The organism is Micromonospora sp. L32, from assembly GCF_052068055.1.
Classification (GTDB): domain Bacteria; phylum Actinomycetota; class Actinomycetes; order Mycobacteriales; family Micromonosporaceae; genus Micromonospora; species Micromonospora purpureochromogenes.
In genome coordinates this window covers 208,474-226,870 of the sequence record NZ_JBQHDD010000003.1, presented here as the reverse complement: position 1 = coordinate 226,870, position 18,397 = coordinate 208,474, and the positions used below count along the sequence as shown (strand labels likewise).

The window sequence follows — 18,397 nt, the reverse complement described above, 5'->3', positions numbered from 1 at the left end:
CGTGCTGCGACGCGCGGACACGACCCGGAAAAGCGGCGATCTCCCGGGTCACGCCGTTACGGTGACTGTATGGCGGGCCGTACCTCTCAGGCGAGCCGGCGACGCGGCGCGTCGCCGCGCGGTACCACGAACAGCCGTGCCCGCCAGCCGGCGAAGAAGGCCACCCGGGCGACCGCCCGGCGGCGAACGGCGGCCCGGCCCGGCCCGGCGGTCTACCTCGGACGCGCGGTCGGTGCACTGTGGATGGGGCTGGCGCACGGCGTGGGCTGGGCGGTCCGCGCCGCCGGCCGGCAGGCCGCCTCCGCCCGCGACCTCGACCCGGAACACCGCCGCGACGGCGCCGGGCTGCTGCTGTTCGGCCTGGCCATCCTGAGCGGGGTGGGGATCTGGTTCTCCGGCGCGGGCCCGCTCGGCGCCCGGCTCGCCGACACCGTCCGGCTCTTCCTCGGCGCGATCGCGATCGTGGTGCCGGTGCTGCTGATGATCGGCGCCTGGCGGCTGATGCGCACGCCCGCCGACCCGGAACACCGGGGCCGTGGCCTGGTCGGCTGGGGCTCGATGCTGGTGGCCACGGCGGCGATGCTGCACATCGGACAGGACCCGGTCGACCCGGTGCAGCGCGACTACGCCGGCGGGCTGGTCGGCGCCGGGGTCGGCGACCTGCTGGAGGCGGGGGTCACCGCCTGGGTGGCGGTGCCGCTGCTCATCCTGCTGCTCGTCTTCGGTCTGCTGGTGGTCACCGCGACCCCGATCAACAAGATCCCCGAGCGGCTCGGCCTGCTCGCCGGCACGCTGGTCGCGCCGCCGGCCGACCCGGCGGCGGAGGAGGACCCGGCCGCGAAGCCGGCCCGCCGCCGGCCGGCGAAGCGGACCGCGCCGCCGCCGCTGGACCCGGATGACCTCGACGACGAGGACGCGGTCAACCTCCAGGACACCCTGGTGCTGCCCCGCAAGGCGAAGGTGCCGGCCAGCCGCAAGCCGGTCGAGCCGCCGGAGCACTCGCCCGCGCCCACCCGCGCCGAGCAGCTCGCGCTCACCGGGCTGGCCGGCGACTACACGCTGCCGCCGGCGAACATGCTCAGCAGCGGCGCCGCGCCGAAGACCCGCAGCAAGGCCAACGATGAGGTGATCGCGGCGCTGACCGGCGTCTTCGAGCAGTTCGACGTGGACGCCGCGGTCACCGGCTTCACCCGGGGCCCGACGGTCACCCGCTACGAGGTGGAACTCGGGCACGGGGTCAAGGTCGAGCGGATCACCCAGCTCTCCCGCAACATCGCGTACGCGGTGAAGTCGCCGGACGTGCGGATCCTCAGCCCGATCCCGGGCAAGAGCGCGGTCGGCGTGGAGATCCCGAACACCGACCCGGAGAACGTCGCCCTCGGCGACGTGCTGCGCTCCCGGGCCGCCACCAGCGACCACCACCCGATGGTGGTGGCGCTCGGCAAGGACATCGAGGGCGGCTACGTGGTGGCCAACCTGGCCAAGATGCCGCACATCCTGATCGCCGGCGCGACCGGCGCGGGCAAGTCGTCCTGCCTGAACTCGCTGCTGGTGTCGATCCTCACCCGGGCCACCCCGGACGAGGTGCGGCTGCTGCTGATCGACCCGAAGCGGGTCGAGATGACCGGGTACGAGGGCATCCCGCACCTGGTCACGCCGATCGTGACCAACGCGAAGAAGGCGGCCGACTCGCTGGACTGGGTCGTCCGCGAGATGGACATGCGCTACGACGACCTCGCCGCCAACGGGGTCCGGCACATCGACGACTTCAACCGCAAGGTGCGCAACGGCGAGATCAAGGCCCCGCCGGGCAGCGAGCGGGAGATGCGCCCGTACCCGTACCTGCTGGTGATCGTCGACGAGCTGGCCGACCTGATGATGGTCGCCCCGCGCGACGTGGAGGACTCGGTCGTCCGGATCACCCAGCTGGCCCGCGCGGCCGGCATCCACCTGGTGCTGGCCACCCAGCGCCCCTCGGTCGACGTGGTCACCGGCCTGATCAAGGCGAACGTGCCGTCCCGGCTGGCGTTCGCCACCTCCTCGCTGGCCGACTCGCGGGTCATCCTCGACCAGCCGGGCGCGGAGAAGCTGCTCGGCCGGGGCGACGGGCTCTTCCTGCCGATGGGCGCCTCCAAGCCGGTGCGCATCCAGGGCGCCTGGGTGACCGAGCGCGAGATCGCCGACGTGGTGAAGTTCTGCAAGGACCAGCGCGAGCCGGAGTTCCGCCCGGACGTGCTGGCCCCCGCGCAGGACAGCAGGAAGAAGATCGACGAGGACATCGGCGACGACCTGGACCTGCTGGTGCAGGCGGTCGAGCTGGTGGTCACCTCGCAGTTCGGTTCGACCTCGATGCTCCAGCGCAAGCTGCGGGTCGGCTTCGCCAAGGCGGGCCGGCTGATGGATCTGATGGAGACCCGGGGCGTGGTCGGCCCGTCCGAGGGTTCCAAGGCCCGCGACGTGCTGGTCAAGCCGGACGAGCTGGAAGAGGTCCTGGTCGGCCTGCGCGGCGCCGAGGACTGACGGTCCCGGCCCGGTGGCCGGCCGCCCCGCGTGCCGACGCGGCGACATCCCGCGGCCCGGTCGCCCAGACGTCGGCGACCAGCCGATCCACCGCCCCCGACAGAACCGCCAGGTGCGCGCCGTGACGCAACGCGGGTCGTGACACGACGAGGCCCGCCGGAATCCGGCGGGCCTCGTGGGGAGTCTGCGGTGGTCAGTTGTTGATGATCGCGGCGACGAGGGCGACACCGATGATGGCGCCCACGACGCTGGCGGCGGCGGCGTACCAGCCGAGTGGCTTGTCGCCGAGCACCGCGCCGACGATGCCGAGCACCAGGCCGGCGATACCGAAGATCACCGGCGCCACGAAGATGGCGACGACGGCGAAGACGAAGGCCAGGATCGTGCAGATCCGGGCGGCGTTGCTGCGCGGGCGGGCGGTCGCGTGCATGTCGGCCATGACGTCCTCCGTGGTGAGAGCCTCTTGGGTGTCCGGCCGCTGTCTACCCACTCCGGCCTCGGACTACTCATCAGGGCCGATACCGCTCGTCCCGGCGCGCCCCCTCGGGGGTTCAGTGGTAGAGCTTGAGCCCGACCACGCCGGCGACCACCAGGAGCAGGCAGACGATCCGGGCGAGGCTGGCCGACTCGCCGAGCGCCAGCATCCCGTACCCGGCGGTGCCGACCGCGCCGATGCCGACCCAGATCGCGTAGCCGGTGCCGACCGGGATCTCGCGCAGCGCGTACGCCAGCCCGAGCATGCTGAGCACCAGGGTGACCAGGAAGACGACGGAGGGCAGCGGGCGGCTGAAGCCGGCGCTGCGGTCGAGCGACACCGCCCACGCGGTCTCCAGCAGGCCGGAGAGCACCAGCACGATCCAGGCCACGGGTCATCACCTCGCGAAGCGGGCCCGGACCCTCGCGGCCCGGGACGAGTCGGTCTGCCTGTCGCGGGGCGTCTTGGCCTGACCGGGTACGCCCACCACTCGTCCGGGACGGCCGGGCCGCCACCGCCGACGCTAACACCGCCCGGGGCGGGCGGGTGGTGATCTCGCGCACCGCCGGTTGAGTTGAACCTGACTTCAGGTTGCAGGATGGCAAGCATGACGCTGATCTTCACCGACCGGGAGGTCGCCGCCGCCCTGGACGCTTCGGCGACCGTCGCGGCGATGCGGGACGCGCTGCTGGCCGCCCACGCCGGCCGGCTCGTCGCCCCGCCCCGGGCGGCCGCCCCGCTGGACGGCGGGCGGATGGTGCTCACCGCCGGCCACCTCACCGGTGAGTGGTACGGCTTCCGGTCGTACGACACCTTCGGGTTGCCGGAGTCCGAGCAGCTGGTGGTGCTGCACGACGGGCGTACCGGGGCGGTGCGGGCGGTGGCGGTCGGCGAGGAGCTGGGCTCCCGGCGTACCGGGGGATTGGGTGGGGTCGCGGTGGACGCGCTGGCGCGGCCGGACGCGGCCACCCTCGGGGTGATCGGTTCCGGCCGGCAGGCCTGGACCCAGGTCTGGGCCGCCGCGACGGTACGCCCGCTGCGCGAGGTGACCGTGCACAGCCGCTCGGCCGCCCGCCGGGAGGCGTTCGCGGCCCGGGCCCGCGCCGAGCTGGGGGTGTCGGCCCGCGCGGTGGACTCGGCCCTGGCGGCGGTCCGGGACCGGGACGTGGTGGTGCTCGCCACCACCAGCACCACGCCGGTGCTGGACGCCACCGACCTCGCCCCGGGCACCCATGTCAACGCCGTCGGCTTCAAGCAGGCCGACCGGCACGAGTTCGGCCGCGACCTGCTGGACCTCGCCGATCTGCTGGTCACCGACTCGCCGGCCCAGGCGGGCGCCTACTCCCCGCCGATGCTGGCCGCCGTCGAGCCGTACGCGGGCCGGCTGCGCGACCTGGGCGCGGTGCTGGCCGGCGCGGTCCCCGGCCGGACCGGCGCGGACCAGGTCTCGCTCTTCTGCTCCACCGGCCTGGCCGGCACGGAGGTCTTCCTCCTCGACCGGCTGGTGCGGGTGGGCGCGGCGGCGGTCTGACCGGTCGCGGGTGTGAGCCGGCCGATGCGGCGGCCCGCCGTTGCCGGCCCCCGCCCCGCCGCCCGGTACCCTCGGATGGTGTCTGCCACCTCCCCCTCTGCCTCCGACGGCCGCCGTGTCGCCCTGCTGACCCTGGGCTGTGCCCGCAACGAGGTCGACTCGGAGGAGCTGGCCGCCCGGCTGCACGCCGACGGCTGGCAGGTCACCACCGACGGCGAGGGCGCCGACGTGGTGGTCGTCAACACCTGCGGCTTCGTGGAGAAGGCCAAGCAGGACTCCATCCAGACCCTGCTCGCCGCCGCCGACACCGGCGCCAAGGTGGTCGCGGCCGGCTGCATGGCCGAGCGGTACGGGCGTGAGCTGGCCGACAGCCTCCCCGAGGCGCAGGCGGTGCTCAGCTTCGACGACTACCCGGAGATCTCCGCCCGGCTGAACGCGGTCGTCGCCGGCGAGGCGGTCGCCGCGCACACCCCGCGCGACCGGCGCGAGCTGCTGCCGCTCACCCCGGTCTCCCGCCGGGACAGCGCGGTCTCGCTGCCCGGGCACGGCACCCCTGCCCGGGGCGTCACCGAGACCGACGAGCACACCCCGGCCCACCTGCGCCAGGTGCTGCGCCGCCGGCTCGACACCGGCCCGGTCGCCTCGCTGAAGCTGGCCAGCGGCTGCGACCGGCGCTGCGCGTTCTGCGCGATCCCCGCCTTCCGCGGCGCCTTCGTCTCGCGTACGCCCGACGAGCTGCTGGCCGAGGCGGAGTGGCTGGCCAAGACCGGCGTCCGTGAGCTGGTGCTGGTCAGCGAGAACTCCACCTCGTACGGCAAGGACCTGGGCGACCCCCGGGCGCTGGAGAAGCTGCTGCCGCAGCTGGCCGCCATCGACGGCATCGTCCGGGTGCGGGCGAGCTACCTCCAGCCCGCCGAGACCCGGCCCGGCCTGGTCGAGGCGATCGCCACCACGCCGGGCGTGGCGCCCTACTTCGACCTGTCCTTCCAGCACTCCAGCGAGCCGGTGCTGCGCCGGATGCGCCGTTTCGGCTCCACCGACCGGTTCCTGGAGCTGCTGGCGGGGGCCCGGTCCCTGGCGCCGGAGGCCGGCGCGCGGAGCAACTTCATCGTGGGCTTCCCCGGCGAGACCCGCGCCGACATCGACGAGCTGGTCCGGTTCCTGACCGAGGCGCGTCTCGACGCGATCGGCATGTTCGACTACAGCGACGAGGACGGCACCGAGGCCGCCGGCCTGCCCGGCAAGGTCTCCGCCGCCACCGTCAAGCGCCGCTACGACAAGCTCAGCGCGCTCGCCGACGAGCTCTGCTCGCAGCGGGCCGAGGAGCGGCTCTCCTCGACCGTCGAGGTGCTGGTCGACTCGGTCGACGGCGGCGTGGTCGAGGGGCGGGCGGCCCACCAGGCTCCGGAGGTCGACGGCTCGACCACGCTGGTCGCGCCGGTCGGCGGCGGGGTCGACCTGGCCGCGCTGCGCCCCGGCGACCTGGTCCGGGCGACGGTCACCGCGACCGAGGGTGTCGACCTGATCGCCGTGCCGGATGAGATGATCTCGGCGGCGCCCGGCGCGGAACGGTGACGGCGGGTCCGGAGGAAGCGGGGGAGCCACGTGGTGCGGTGCCTGGTACGCCCCGGCGGCCCGAACGGGGTGCGGCCGTGACCGGGGCGACGGAGTCGGCGCCGGTGGTCGCCCGGGTGCCGGTGCTCAACGCGGCCAACGCGCTGACCGCCCTGCGGCTGGTGCTGGTGCCGGTCTTCGCGGCGTCGGTGATCGTCTCCGGGACGACCCACGCCGGCTGGCAGATGGCCGCCTGTCTGATCTTCGTGGTCGCCTCGGCGACCGACCTGGTCGACGGCTGGATCGCCCGCCGGTTCAAGCTTGTCACCTCGGTCGGCAAGGTCGCCGACCCGATCGCCGACAAGGCGCTCACCGGGGCCGCCCTGGTGCTGCTCTCCTGGTACGACCGGCTGCCCTGGTGGGTGACGGCGGTGATCCTGGTGCGGGAGTGGGGCGTCACCGCGCTGCGCTTCTGGGTGATCCGGCGCGGCGTGATCGCGGCCAGCCGGGGCGGCAAGATCAAAACGGCGCTGCAGATCCTCGCGATCACCTGGTACCTCTGGCCGCTGCCGGCCGACCTCGCCGCCGTCGGCCCGTGGATCATGGCCGCCGCCGTGGTGGTCACCGTGGTCACCGGTTTCGACTACGTCGCCCAGGCGCTGCGCCTGCGCCGCCCCGCCCGCTGACCGCACCCCTGCCGACCTCGCCGTCGCCGGGGCGGGGTCCGGCGGGTCGCCGCAACAGCGTGACCAGCGCCTCCGGGCGGAGGATGAGTAGCCGCCGGCCGGCGGGGAAGGGGAGCGGGACATGGGGACGGATGCGAACAACGAGCGGCCCGCCGGGAGTCCGGCGGCGGCCGTGGTGCACAGCCTGCACGAGCGGCACGAGACGCTGGCCACCGTCGAGTCCCTGACCGGTGGGCTGCTCTCCGCCTCGATCGTGGAGATCGCCGGGGTCAGCGGGGTCTACCGGGGTGGCCTGGTCACGTACGCCACCGAGCTGAAGTCGGAGCTGGCCGGCGTACCGGCGGAGCTGCTGGCGGAGCGCGGGCCGGTCGACCCGGACGTGGCGCGGGCGCTCGCCGAGGGCGGGCGGCGGCGCTGCGGGGCGGACTGGGGGCTGGCCACCACCGGCGTCGCCGGGCCGGACCCGCAGGACGGCAAGCCGGTCGGGCTGGTCTACGTCGCGGCGGCCGGGCCGGCCGGCACGGTCGTCCGCCAGCTAGACCTCGACGGTGGCCGGGACCACATCCGCTCCGCCGCGGTGATCGAGGCGCTGCGGCTGCTGGTCGAGCGGATCCAGGCCGCCGACGACCCGGCCGGGGCGGACGTGGACGACGACGCCACCGCCGCGGCGGCCGGCCGGCGGTGACCGGAGATCGGATTTGACGGGCGGGGTGGGATGTCGGCGGGGCGGGCAACGGGTACGGTTGCGGGAAGGCTCCGGCGCGACGCCGGCGACGGCGCGGGTGACCGTGTGCGGCGCGGGCGGATGCCCGGGCGAGAGGGATTCCCGTCAGGGGGAGGTGCGATGATCCTGCTACGCCGCGTGATCGGCGACGCTCTGCGGGCGCGCCGACAGGGTCAGCACCGCACCCTGCGTGAGGTCTCGACCGCCGCCAACGTCAGCCTCGGCTACCTGTCCGAGATCGAACGCGGCCAGAAGGAGCCCTCCAGCGAGCTGCTGGCCGCGATCTGCGACGCCCTCGGCGCCCGGCTCTCCGAGCTGCTGCGCGAGGTCAGCGACACGGTGGCCCTCGCCGAGCAGATGCCGGGTGTGCTGGTGCCGATGCAGGACGAGCCGGCCGAGCCGACGCCGGCCCCGGTGGCCGTGCGCAAGGCCACCAACCGGGGCGTCCGCCAGGTCACCTCGGACGGCAAGGTGGCCGTCTCGGTCCGCCAGGACTCGCCGCTGAAGGCCACCCTGCGCAGCACCCGGGTCCGTCCCGCCGAGCGGGACGTGGTCTGCGCCGCCTGACCTGCCGCGCGTCGCGACGCATGGCCGGGTTCGCCCCCGCCGCGTAGGGTTGATCGCAGGCCGTACGGCGCACTCCCACGGTGCGGATGCCCGACTGGCGTCCGGCTGCCACGATGGGAGCACACCGCGTGGCCGGTCGGCCGGTCCGGCTCCGGTCGAGGCGCAGCGACGCTACTGAGGGGATACCGCGGAGATGGCGAACCCGTTCGTCAAGGGCTGGCACTACCTGATGGCGCTCTTCGGTGCCAAGATCGACGAGCACGCCGATCCGAAGGTGCAGATCCAGCAGGCCATCGAGGAGGCGCAGCGCCAGCACCAGGCGCTGGTCCAGCAGGCGGCCGCGGTGATCGGCAACCAGCGCCAGCTGGAGATGAAGCTCTCCCGGCAGATGTCCGAGGTCGAACGGCTCCAGGCCAACGCCCGGCAGGCGCTGGTCCTCGCCGACCAGGCCCGCGCCCGGGGCGACGAGACCGAGGCCGGCCGCTACGAGCAGTCCGCCCAGGTGCTGGCCACCCAGCTGGTCTCCGCCGAGCAGGCCACCGAGGACCTGAAGACCCTGCACGACCAGGCGCTCGGCGCCGCCGCCCAGGCCCGCCGCGCGGTCGAGAACAACTCGATGATCCTCCAGCAGAAGCTCGCCGAGCGCACCAAGCTGCTCAGCCAGCTGGAGCAGGCCAAGATGCAGGAGAGCGTGGCCCGTTCGCTGGAGTCGATGTCCGCGGTCACCGCCCCCGGCAACACCCCCTCGCTGGACGAGGTGCGCGACCGCATCGAGCGCCGCTACGCCAACGCGATGGGCCGTGCCGAGCTGGCCGGCAACTCCGTCGAGGGGCGGATGCTGGAGATCCAGAAGTCGACGCTGGACAGTGCCGGTTCGTCCCGGCTGGAGCAGATCCGCGCCAGCATGGCCGGTGACCAGCTCGGCAAGCAGGAACGACCGGGCGTGCAGCAGCAGACCCAGCCGGCCGCCCAGTCGGCCGCCCCGGCGGCCGACCCGGCCGCCGCCGCCCGGCTCGACGAGATCCGGGCGAGCATGACCCGCGACCGCGGCACGGGGGACACCACCGCCGCCGGCTGAGCGGACGGCACGAGGAGGTACGGGTGGCGGACGAGCGAGCACGACACTTCCGTCGGCTGCGCCGGTTGCGGCGTTCGGCCCGACGGTGGAGCGTCCTGGCCGGTGGGCTCGGCGGCGCGGCGGCGGTGCTGACCCCGTACGCGGGGCTCGGGCTGCCCGACGCGGCCTGGGCCGGCGCCGCGGGCAGCGCGGTGGCGCTGGCTGCCTGGCGCTGGGTCGACCTGCGGGCCCTCGCCGCCCGGCCGGCGCCGCCCGCCCTCGACCCGGCCGAGGCCGCCGCCCGGTCCCGGGCCCGGCTGGTCGCCGCCGTGGAGCGCCTTCCCGTCGGCCCGGGTGTGCTGGCCGAGGTGCGCCGGGTCCGGTCCCGGTTGGCGCTGCGCGGCACCACCGCCGCGCAGGCGTGGGCCCGGCTGGATCGGGCGGCGCTCACCCTCGCCGGGATGGCGCCCCGGCTGACCGGGCTGGCCGAGCCGGCGGTGCTGGAGGCCGCTGCGGCCGACCGCTCGCTGCGGGACCTGGCCGGCCGGGCGGCCAGCGTGGAACGCGCCCTCAAGCTGGCCCCGGCCGAGGCCCGGCCCCGCCTCGCCGAGGCGCACCGGACGCTGATCGGCCAGCTCGACAGCGGGGTGGCCGCGTACGAGGGGCTGGTGGCGGCGGCGGCCGGCTACGTCGCCGAGGACGCCCGCCCCAGCACCGAGCATCCGGCGGCCTCCCGGCTGACCGAGGCGACCGACCTGCTGCACGGCGTGGCGTCGGCCCTGGCCGAGCTGCGCGCCGTCGGCGAGCCACTGCGTTCTCCCAGCCGCTGACCGGCCCCGCCCGGGCAGACCGCTGCCCGGGCCGGCTCAGTCCGGCGTGGTGACCGGGATCGGGCCGGTGAACAGCGAGCTGCCGACCACGTTGAACGAGCGGATCCGGTAGTGGTAGGTCACGCCCCGGGCCAGCCCGGTGTTGGTGAAGCCGCGACCGGTGACGGTGAAGGTGGCCACCTCCCGGGTGAAGGACGGGTCGAGCGCCCGCTGCACGGTGAAGCCCGCGCCCGGCCCGTTCGGCGTACCCGCCGCCCAGTTCAGCACCACCGTGGCCGTGTCCGGCGCGGGGGCGCTCGGGGTGGCGGTCACCCCGGTCGGCACCGTCGGGGCCGGCGGGGTGGTCACCGTGGCCACCGTCGACCACGGCGACGCCGCGCCGAGGTACGTGGTGCGCACCCGGTAGTAGTACGTGGTGTCCGGGGCGACGGCCGGGTCGAGGTGGTTGTCCGCCACGCCGACCGCGGTGGTGGCCGGCCCGCTGGTGAAGGTGGGGTTGGTGGCCCGCTGCACGTCGATCCCGGTGGCGAAGGAGCGGTTCGTCCAGCGCAGCGCGATCCGCAGCGGCGCGGCCGGCGGGACGGCGGCGGCGATCCCGGTCGGCGCGCTGAGCCGTACCGACGCGGGGACGCTGTTGGACCAGGCCGAGCAGCTCACCGCGTTCTCCGCCCGGATCCGGTAGTGGTAGGTGACGCCGGGGGTGACCGTCGCGTCGGTGTACCGGGTGGCGGTGGCCGCCACCGTGATCGTGGTCAGCCCCTCGGTGAAGGCCGGGTCGGTGGCCCGCTGGAGCAGGTGGCTGCTGGCCGGCGGGCGGCTGCCGTTGCCGGTCCAGGCCAGGGCGATCGCCGGCAGCGCCGTCGCCGAGCCGGGCACCGGCGTCGCGGTGAGCCCGCTCGGCCCGCGGGGGGCGACCCGCAGCACCAGCGGCCGGCTCATCCCCAGGTCGCGGTGGCCGGCCGCGCCGCTGGACCAGCGGTACTCCCAGCCCAGGTTGACCAGCTGGTTGACCACCGTCGCCGGGCGCCCGTCCAGCGGGCTGACCGGGGTGGAGCCGACCCGGGCGCCGGCCGGGCGGGTCGGGTCGAGCAGCCGGAGACTGTCGCCGATCTTGAACGGCAGCGGGGGCACCACCGGGCGCAGCGCGACCACCACGTCCTCGGCCGGGTTCACCCGGATGGTCTCCTTCCAGCCCAGCTCCCCACCGTCCGGGGGCCGGACGGTGCCGTCCCAGCCGACCCGGTTGACCAGCTGCACGTCGCAGCCGCTGATCCGCACCACGTGCGTCTGCCGGCCGGTGCCGCTGATCCGCCACACCTGGGTGCCGTCGGCCGCCGCGCCCGGGAGCCCGTCCGGCTCGGCGGCGACCAGCACCTCGGTCGCCGGGTCAGCCGGACCCAGCGGCAGGGACGCCGGGCCGAGCGGCCCCGCGTGCGGGTGGGCGACGCCGAGCCGCCCGGCCTGCCGGCCGTGCCCCGGCTCGAAGACCTGCCCGACCGTCTTCACCTGGATCGGCAGGGTCACCGGGGCGGTGGCGCCGGCCGGCGTGAAGCTGACCGTGGTGGCGTGCACCGGCACCAGCGTCCGCCCGGCGGTACGGGTGCCGAAGGCCGCGTCGTACTCCGGCTGCGGCACGATCGGCGGTCGCTGGCTGGCCGCGTACGCCCCGGGCAGCCGTTCGACCAGGCGGCCCAGGTCGTACGGCTCGGCCGGGGTGCCGGCCACCCGGAACTGGAGCAGGGTGCGGGTGTTCGGGCCGTACCCGGGGCGGGTGCCGGCGACGCCGCCCTCGGCGCTGCGGTCCGGCGCGTCGCTGTGCTGGTCGTAGCGGGGATCGAAGCAGGGCAGCGGAGCCGGGGCGTCGTTGTAGAGGATCAGCGTGCCGCCGGGCGGGACGGTGGAGAAGTCCACCACCACATCGGCCCGTTCGCCGGGGGCGAGCAGCAGCGCGTGGGTGTCCACGTTGAGCACGGTCGGGTCGCGCCGGTCGTAGCGGTAGCCGACCGGCCGGTTCGGCACCACCACCGGCGCGGGGAGCAGGCCGCCCTCGTTGCCGATGCGGATCATGCGGGGCCCGGCCGCCCGGGGGTCGGGCACGCCACCCTCCCGCCCGTCGGTGGGCCAGTCGGTGGGCCGTCCCGAGGCGCGCATCGCCTCCGCCATCGGCACCTCGCCGGCCCCGGCGTCGGCCAGCGCGCCGTCCGGGTGCCACATGGCGGCGTCCGAGCGGGCCCGGTAGAGCGCCAGGTTGAGGCTGCGGTCGGTGCAGGCGTTGAGGATCCGGAACCGGTACGCCTTCGGCTGCACCTTCAGGTACGGGTACGCGGCCCCGTTGACCAGCGCGGTGTCCCCGTACGCCTCGGGCACCGCGCTCGGGTGCGGCAGGCCCGGCGCGCGGGGCGGCTCTTCCGGGGCGGCGACCGGGTCGTGGTGCGGGTTGTCCACCGGGCCGACCCAGAGTGGGTCGTCGCCGCCCGAACCGGGTACCCAGGGGCCGTAGTCCCACCGCCCGGTCGGGTTGCGCCCGGAGGTGACGTACGGGTTCTGCCGGGGCTGGTAGACGTGCGGGTGCCAGAGGTTGCCCCGGGCCCCCCACCGATCCCGGTCCCAGGTCGGGTCCTCGGCGGCGAGCTGGGCGTCGTCGGGGACGAACGTCTTGTCCTGGATCACCAGCGGGAACTGCTCGGCGGGCAGCACCCCGTCGGCCGCCAACCGCTCCTCGGCCGGGTCGGTGAGTAAATAGGGGGCCAGTTGTCCGGAGTAGACGGTCAGTCGGGACATCCCGAGGGTGTTGTCGTGCAGCCACATCAGCCGCCCGCTCTGCTCGTTCGGGAAGTAGAGCGTGGTGGCGCCCAGGCCGGGGGGCGGCATGTCCGGCACGTGGCTCAGCCCCGGCCCGTTCGGGTACGGGGTGATCTCGCCCGCCGGCGTCACCCACTGCCACGGGTTCCCGGCGCTGGTCCAGCCGGTCTGCGCGCCGGCCAGGTGCGGCACGGCGCGGTTCTGCGGGTACGGCGCCGGCCCGTCCAGCGGCCCGATGCCGGCACCGTCCAGGGTGGTGTCGACCGGAAGGAAGAGCTCGCCGGCCCGCCCGGTGGGCAGCTGGTTGATGAACTTGACCCGCACCGGCCGCCCCCGCCGCGCGACGATCATCGGCCCCAGGTGGTACGGCCGTTCCGGCGGGGCGACGGTGTTGTGCCCGTCGGGGTCGGTGCCGAGGTTGAGCTGCCGGTAGCCGCGCAGCCGAGTGGTGGGCAGGTCGCGGTGCAGCCGCTGGGTGTACTCGCAGAGCCCGATCTCGTAGTAGTCGCAGCCCGGGTAGCTGATGGTGTCCGGGACGGCCACCGGCAGGTGCGCGCCCAGCCCGTTGCGCCCGAGCGGGCCGGGCAGCGGCAGCGCGTCGACGAACTTGCGGATGCCGGTGCCCGGCACCACCCGGCCGTGCCCGTCGAGCGCCGGCAGCGGGCTGTGCGCGAAGTTCGGTACCGGCCCGAAGCAGCGTGGGACGGCGGCCGGGTCCAGGCTGGCCGGCGCCGGTCCGGCCGGCTCGCCGGTACGCGCCGCCGGCACCGTCGGTCCGCCGACGCGGTCGGTGCGGACCGCGCGGACCGGCCAGCTGGAGCGCAGTCTGCGGAACAGGGCCATGGCTCTCCCCGGGGCCTGGGGGCACGAAGGCCGCCACCTCGACGTGGCGGGTGGTCGCGCCCGGCAGTGACGAGCGGTGAGCACTCAACCGCAGCATGCGACCTGGGAGGCCGGTTAGGAACTACCCAATCGTTCCAATCCGGTACGTGTCCCGTCGGACCGGCGTGTCGGGTCGGGCTGGGTCAGGGCTGTGTCGGGTCAGGGCTGTATCGGGTCAGGGCTCTGTGCCGGGTCGGGTGCCGGCTGGCACCTCGGGCACCAGTAGGTGACCCGCTCGCCCAGCTCCTCCTTGCGGATGGCGGTGCCGCAGCGCCGGCAGGGCTGCGCGCGCCGGCCGTAGACGTAGCTGGTCCCGCCCCGGTGCAGCGAGCCGGTGGTGCTCTGCGTCCAGCGGCCCCGGTTGGCCGCGAGCAGCCGCTGGGCCAGCGCCACCGTGCCGGCCAGGTCGGGCACCGCCCCGACCGGGGTCCACGGCGAGAGGCCGCGCAGGAAGAGCACCTCGCACTTGTAGAGGTTGCCCACCCCGGCGAGGTTGCGCTGGTCCAGCAGCGCCTCGCCGATGGTGGCCTCCGGGTGCGCGGCGAGCCGGCGGACCGCCTCGGCCGCATCCCAGTCCGGGCCGAGCAGGTCGGGGCCGAGGTGCCCCACCAGGGACTCCTCCTCAGCCGTCGGCAGCAGGGCCAGCTCGTGCAGGTGGTAGCCGACGGCCACCGCGCTCGGGGCGCGCAGCACCACCCGGATCAGGTGCGCGGGCCGCGCCGCCCAGCGTTCCCCTGGCGCGTACGCCCGCCAGGCGCCGTCCATCCGCAGGTGCGAGTGCAGCGTCCAGTGCCGGACGTCCGACCGTTCCTCGGGCGCGGCCAGGCGCAGCAGCAGGTGCTTGCCGCGGCTGGCGGACTCGCGCACGGTCCATCCGGTGAGGTCGGTGGTGGCCAGCTGCGGCACCCGGAAGTCGCTGCCGGTCAGGGCAGCGCCGGCCAGCGCCCGGTGCAGGACGCGGGCGGTGTTCCAGACGGTGTCGCCTTCGGGCACCCCACCATCCTCCCTCGGCCGAGCTGAATTCGCATGTGTCGCTATTTGTGCGGTGCTTCCCCTTCATGTCTTGACAACGCACTATCAGGAGGTTCTGAGGAGAATGCCGTGGACTGTCCCCCATCTCGTACCCTGTCTTCCCTGCTCGCGGGCGTGCTGACCGCCACCGCCGCCGCGAGTGTCGTCCCCGCCGCCGCGCTCGCCGCGCCCCGGACCGGTCCCACCGTCCCCGCCGCCACCGCCGCCGGGCCGGGCGCCGAGCGCTGGGCCGCCGACCTCGCCGTCGCCGGTGGCGACGACGTCAACGTCCGCTGGAGCGCCGGCCGGCTGCGGCTCGCCGACACCCGGCCGGCCGCCCGCACCCGGCCCGCCGCCGTCGGCGGGCCGGTCGCCGAGGGCGCCCTGCTGGCCGCGCCGCGCACCCTGGCCCGCCCGGCCACCCGGGTACGCGCCCAGGTCACCGCCGAGGTGGCGGGGGGCGGCGGGGTGCAGGCCCAGGTGCGGGGCTGGCGGGCCGCCGGCTGGACCGAGTGGCGGGAGGCCGCCGGCGCGGGCGCCGTCTTCGACCGGCCGGTCACCCGGGTCCAGACCCGGGTGCTGCTCACCGCCCGCGACCCCCGCGCCACCGCGTCGGTACGCGCCGTCGAGCTCACCGCCGACACCGTCGCCACCGTCTCGGCCGCCACCGCCGGCCTCGTCTACCGGGTCTTCGCCACCCGCGAGGGGTCGGTCGGCGGGCAGACCGCCAACGGCCGGATCATCCAGGCCCGGGACCACTTCGTGGCGCTGCCCAGCCGGCGCGCGCTCTCGCCGCTCAACACCGGCGACTACACGGTGCGGGTCTGCACCACCAGCGGCAGCCGCTGCGAGTACGCCCCGGTCTGGGACGTCGGGCCGTGGAACACCCGGGACGACTACTGGAACCCCAGCGCGGTCCGGGAGAACTGGAAGGACCTGCCGCAGGGGCGGCCGGAGGCACAGGCGGCGTACCAGTCGGGCTACAACGGCGGGCGGGACCAGTTCGGGCGCACCGTGCGCAACCCGGCCGGCATCGACCTGGCCGACGGCACATTCTGGGACGGGCTGCGGCTGACCGACAACGCCTGGGTCGACGTCGCGTACCTGTGGACCGGGACCGGACCGAGGGGCGTGGTCGGCGACGGGCCGCTCAACGTCCGTACCGGCCCCGGCACCGGGTACGGCGTGCGCGGGCTCGCCGCCAGGTACGCCAACGTGCCGATCCAGTGCTACGTCGTCGGGCAGACGGTGACCGGGCCGTACCGCACCACCAACCGATGGAACCGGCTGGCCGGCGGCCAGTACGTCAGCCACGCGTACATCTCCGCCGTCTACGGCGGGACCGTGTCGCTCTGCTGACCCGGCTCGGGACCGGCGGGGCGCGGACGTCCCGCCGGTCCGCGCGCTCCACTCGCCCGGTGCGGGTCGCCCGGTCAGGGCCGTGCGGTCAGGGCCGTGCGGTCAGGGCTGTGCGGTCAGCCCCTTCCGTCAGGGCCGCTCGTCCGGGCGGGGGGAGCGGACCATGTCCTGGTAGCGGGGGTGGCTGGCGCCGTAGACCGCGAAGTTCAGCCGGGCGTGGCTGAGGCTGAGGTCGCCGTTCGGGCCGCCGCGTACCACGTCGGCGTCCGCGTCGGCCTGGCCGTCGTCCGTCCAGAAGCAGACCGGGCAGGTGCCCCCGCCGGTCCGCGCGGCGCAGCAGGGACAGGCGACCGGTACCCATAGCTCACCCACGCCGAGCAGCATTCCACACCGGACGGCGCGGCGGCAGGGTCAGCGCCGCCCGCACACCGTGACCACGTCGCCCGGCGCCACCCCGAGCAGGTCCGCCGCCCGGCCGCCGTTCACCGCCACCGCCAGCAGGCCGGCGGAGTCCACGAAGAGCACCAGCGCCCCGGCCGGCGCGTCGGCGAAGGTCCGCCCGCGGACGGCGGCCCGCCCAGCCACCCGCGCGGTGGGAGGCACCGCGGCCAGCAGGTCGGCCCCGGCGGCGAGCTGGACGTTGCCGAAGTGGTCGACGGTCAGCACCTCGGCGGTGAATCCGTCGGCGTCCCGCCGCAGCACCGGTTCGGGCAGGCGGACCAGGGTGGCCGGGTCCACCGGTGGCCCCGCGTCGGCGGGCGGGGCGCCGAGGGCGAGCCGGGCCGCGACCGGGGCGAAGACGTCCCGGCCGTGAAAGGTGCGGGACACCTCCGGGGCCAGCCACTCCGGATTGGTCAGCTCCACCGCCGCGGTGAGCCCGCCCAGGGCCTCGGCGGCGGCCAGCAGCAGGCCGTTGTCCGGCCCGACCAGCAGCCCGCCCGGGGTGACCAGCGCGATCCCGCGCCGGGCGGTGCCGACACCCGGGTCGACAACGGCCACGTGCACCGCGTACGGCAGGGACGGCACCGTCTGCGCCAGCACCGCCGACCCGCGCCGGACGTCGCCTGCCGGCACCAGATGGGTCACGTCGACGACCCGCACCGCCGGGGCGAGCCGGGCGATCACCCCGTGGCAGGCGGCCACGAACCCGTCGGCGAGGCCGTAGTCGGTGGTCAGCGAGATCCAGGCGGTCGGGGCCATGCGCAGAAGGCTAGCCGGTGCGTGGGCGGCGCTGACCGGAGAACGCCGGTCGGCCGACCGGCCGGTGCCGTCCGGTCACCGGGTTCGGCAGACTGCCGGGGTGACGAAACGCGCTCGTGTCCTCCCGGCCGCCGTGACGATCCTGCTCGCCCTCGGGCTTGCCGCCTGCGGCAGCGACCCCGAGCCCGGCGACCCCTCCTGGGCCAACGGCTCACCGAAGGCCGTCGCCACCAGCGAGGCGCCGCCGCCCGAGGACCCGGCCGCCCCGACGAACGGCAAGGCGCCCCGTACCCCGTCGGAGAGCCCGTCCACTCCGGCGATCCGGATGCCGACGAAGGCCGCCGGCACCCCGGGTGCCCGGAAGGTCGTCGACGCCTTCAAGGCGGCCGGCCTGAAGGTGACCAACCTGCGCAACCGGACGGTCGACTGTGGACCGGACGGCGCCGGCATCGGCTGCGCCGAACTGCTGACCACCGACGCCGTGAAGGTGTACGTCTTCCCCACCGAGGCGAACGCGACCAACCAGATGGACGTCTGGGGTGCGGACGCCTTCCGCAAGGGTGCGGTGGTGCTCAGCTATCTGGACACGAAGACCGGGGCGGCGGAGCGCAAGCGCTACAACGACGTCCTCACCAAGCTGGGCTGACCGCCGCGCCGGGGTGCCGTCCGGGTTCCGGACGCCGGTGCCCGGCGAGGTCCGCGCCCTGCTCCTGGCGGTCGGTCCGCCTCGGACGCCGGTGAGCGGTCCGTTTCGGACGCCGGTGAGCGGTCCGCCCCGACGCCGGTGAGCGGTCCGCCCCGACGCCGGTGAGCGGTCCGCCCCGACGCTGGCGAGCGGTTCGAGCCTGCGCTGGCGCCGACCTGCTCTTGGCCGTCGGTCCGCTCCGGACGCCGGCAAGCGGTCGCCGGTCGCCGGTCGCCGGTCGCCGGTCGTCGGTTCAAGGCTGCGCTGGCGGCGGACATCCCCGTGAGCGTGATACCTCAGAGGTATCGATATGCCTCTGAGGTATCACGTTCGCCGTGCCGACCGCCGCTGGCCGGGCGCGGTCGAGAAGCGCTGCGGTGACGGTGCCGCCCAGTGACGGTGTCGCCCAGCGTGTCGACCGCCGGCCCGGTCGGGCAGACCAGCGGCGGTGCGCCCCGCCCTTCGCACGCGGTGGTCCGCCGGCCCGGGCGAGCAGACCAGCGGCAGTGCGGCC

Annotated in this window: 16 protein-coding genes and 1 riboswitch; of the genes, 10 read left to right on the top strand and 6 right to left on the bottom strand. The window is 75.3% G+C overall.

Annotated features, from left to right (window positions below; all coding sequences use genetic code 11):
- Positions 1 to 69 precede the first annotated feature (69 nt).
- Positions 70 to 2,520: a DNA translocase FtsK gene (locus ACTMTB_RS09925; RefSeq protein ID WP_441144356.1), complete on the top strand. Its 2,451-nt coding sequence runs from the start codon at positions 70 to 72 to the stop codon at positions 2,518 to 2,520.
- A gap of 193 nt (positions 2,521 to 2,713) precedes the next feature.
- Here the strand turns inward: ACTMTB_RS09925 and ACTMTB_RS09920 are convergent, their stop codons facing one another.
- Both ACTMTB_RS09920 and ACTMTB_RS09915 read right to left on the bottom strand, forming a co-directional pair.
- A complete protein-coding gene (locus ACTMTB_RS09920; RefSeq protein ID WP_154942785.1) occupies positions 2,714 to 2,959 on the bottom strand; it encodes a hypothetical protein in 246 nt (81 codons plus the stop codon).
- A 112-nt stretch (positions 2,960 to 3,071) separates the two neighbouring features.
- The gene (locus ACTMTB_RS09915) at positions 3,072 to 3,386 is read right to left on the bottom strand and encodes a DMT family transporter (RefSeq protein WP_441144353.1); all 315 of its coding nucleotides are present in this window, start codon (positions 3,384 to 3,386) and stop codon (positions 3,072 to 3,074) included.
- Between the two features lie 62 nt (positions 3,387 to 3,448).
- Positions 3,449 to 3,513, bottom strand: a riboswitch (guanidine-III (ykkC-III) riboswitch).
- Between the two features lie 89 nt (positions 3,514 to 3,602).
- Here ACTMTB_RS09915 and ACTMTB_RS09910 point away from each other — a divergent pair.
- The 7 genes from ACTMTB_RS09910 to pspM all read left to right on the top strand — a co-directional run bounded on the left by ACTMTB_RS09910 (position 3,603) and on the right by pspM (position 9,944).
- Positions 3,603 to 4,526, top strand: coding sequence for an ornithine cyclodeaminase family protein (locus ACTMTB_RS09910; protein WP_441144351.1), 924 nt, complete (start codon positions 3,603 to 3,605; stop codon positions 4,524 to 4,526).
- Positions 4,527 to 4,601: 75 nt separating this feature from the next.
- The gene (rimO, locus tag ACTMTB_RS09905) at positions 4,602 to 6,101 is read left to right on the top strand and encodes a 30S ribosomal protein S12 methylthiotransferase RimO (RefSeq protein WP_441144349.1); all 1,500 of its coding nucleotides are present in this window, start codon (positions 4,602 to 4,604) and stop codon (positions 6,099 to 6,101) included.
- Positions 6,102 to 6,178: 77 nt separating this feature from the next.
- The gene (gene pgsA / locus ACTMTB_RS09900; RefSeq protein ID WP_154942788.1) at positions 6,179 to 6,766 is read left to right on the top strand and encodes a CDP-diacylglycerol--glycerol-3-phosphate 3-phosphatidyltransferase; all 588 of its coding nucleotides are present in this window, start codon (positions 6,179 to 6,181) and stop codon (positions 6,764 to 6,766) included.
- 121 nt (positions 6,767 to 6,887) lie between these two features.
- Complete coding sequence (locus ACTMTB_RS09895) at positions 6,888 to 7,451, top strand: CinA family protein (RefSeq protein WP_441144347.1); 564 nt, start codon at positions 6,888 to 6,890, stop codon at positions 7,449 to 7,451.
- Positions 7,452 to 7,610: 159 nt separating this feature from the next.
- A complete protein-coding gene (locus tag ACTMTB_RS09890) occupies positions 7,611 to 8,057 on the top strand; it encodes a helix-turn-helix domain-containing protein (protein WP_441144345.1) in 447 nt (148 codons plus the stop codon).
- Positions 8,058 to 8,250: 193 nt separating this feature from the next.
- Positions 8,251 to 9,135, top strand: coding sequence for a PspA/IM30 family protein (locus ACTMTB_RS09885; protein ID WP_441144343.1), 885 nt, complete (start codon positions 8,251 to 8,253; stop codon positions 9,133 to 9,135).
- Positions 9,136 to 9,158: 23 nt separating this feature from the next.
- On the top strand, positions 9,159 to 9,944 hold the full coding sequence (gene pspM / locus ACTMTB_RS09880; RefSeq protein ID WP_441144341.1) for a phage shock envelope stress response protein PspM: 786 nt from the start codon (positions 9,159 to 9,161) through the stop codon (positions 9,942 to 9,944).
- Positions 9,945 to 9,980: 36 nt separating this feature from the next.
- Here the strand turns inward: pspM and ACTMTB_RS09875 are convergent, their stop codons facing one another.
- Together ACTMTB_RS09875 and ACTMTB_RS09870 are read right to left on the bottom strand one after the other, a co-directional pair.
- Positions 9,981 to 13,589 carry a hypothetical protein gene (locus tag ACTMTB_RS09875; protein WP_441144339.1) on the bottom strand — a complete coding sequence of 1,203 codons (3,609 nt, stop codon included), beginning with the start codon at positions 13,587 to 13,589 and terminating at the stop codon, positions 9,981 to 9,983.
- A 198-nt stretch (positions 13,590 to 13,787) separates the two neighbouring features.
- Positions 13,788 to 14,621 carry a zinc finger domain-containing protein gene (locus ACTMTB_RS09870; RefSeq protein ID WP_441144337.1) on the bottom strand — a complete coding sequence of 278 codons (834 nt, stop codon included), beginning with the start codon at positions 14,619 to 14,621 and terminating at the stop codon, positions 13,788 to 13,790.
- 108 nt (positions 14,622 to 14,729) lie between these two features.
- Here ACTMTB_RS09870 and ACTMTB_RS09865 point away from each other — a divergent pair, with 108 nt between their 5' ends.
- Positions 14,730 to 15,998: a hypothetical protein gene (locus tag ACTMTB_RS09865; RefSeq protein ID WP_441144336.1), complete on the top strand. Its 1,269-nt coding sequence runs from the start codon at positions 14,730 to 14,732 to the stop codon at positions 15,996 to 15,998.
- A gap of 129 nt (positions 15,999 to 16,127) precedes the next feature.
- Here the strand turns inward: ACTMTB_RS09865 and ACTMTB_RS09860 are convergent, their stop codons facing one another.
- Positions 16,128 to 16,370: a CPCC family cysteine-rich protein gene (locus ACTMTB_RS09860; protein ID WP_441144335.1), complete on the bottom strand. Its 243-nt coding sequence runs from the start codon at positions 16,368 to 16,370 to the stop codon at positions 16,128 to 16,130.
- A gap of 39 nt (positions 16,371 to 16,409) precedes the next feature.
- Positions 16,410 to 17,198: an SAM hydrolase/SAM-dependent halogenase family protein gene (locus ACTMTB_RS09855; protein ID WP_441144333.1), complete on the bottom strand. Its 789-nt coding sequence runs from the start codon at positions 17,196 to 17,198 to the stop codon at positions 16,410 to 16,412.
- A 100-nt stretch (positions 17,199 to 17,298) separates the two neighbouring features.
- On the opposite strand from ACTMTB_RS09855, the gene ACTMTB_RS09850 reads away from it, so the two are divergent.
- The gene (locus ACTMTB_RS09850) at positions 17,299 to 17,844 is read left to right on the top strand and encodes a hypothetical protein (protein ID WP_441144331.1); all 546 of its coding nucleotides are present in this window, start codon (positions 17,299 to 17,301) and stop codon (positions 17,842 to 17,844) included.
- Positions 17,845 to 18,397 lie beyond the last annotated feature (553 nt).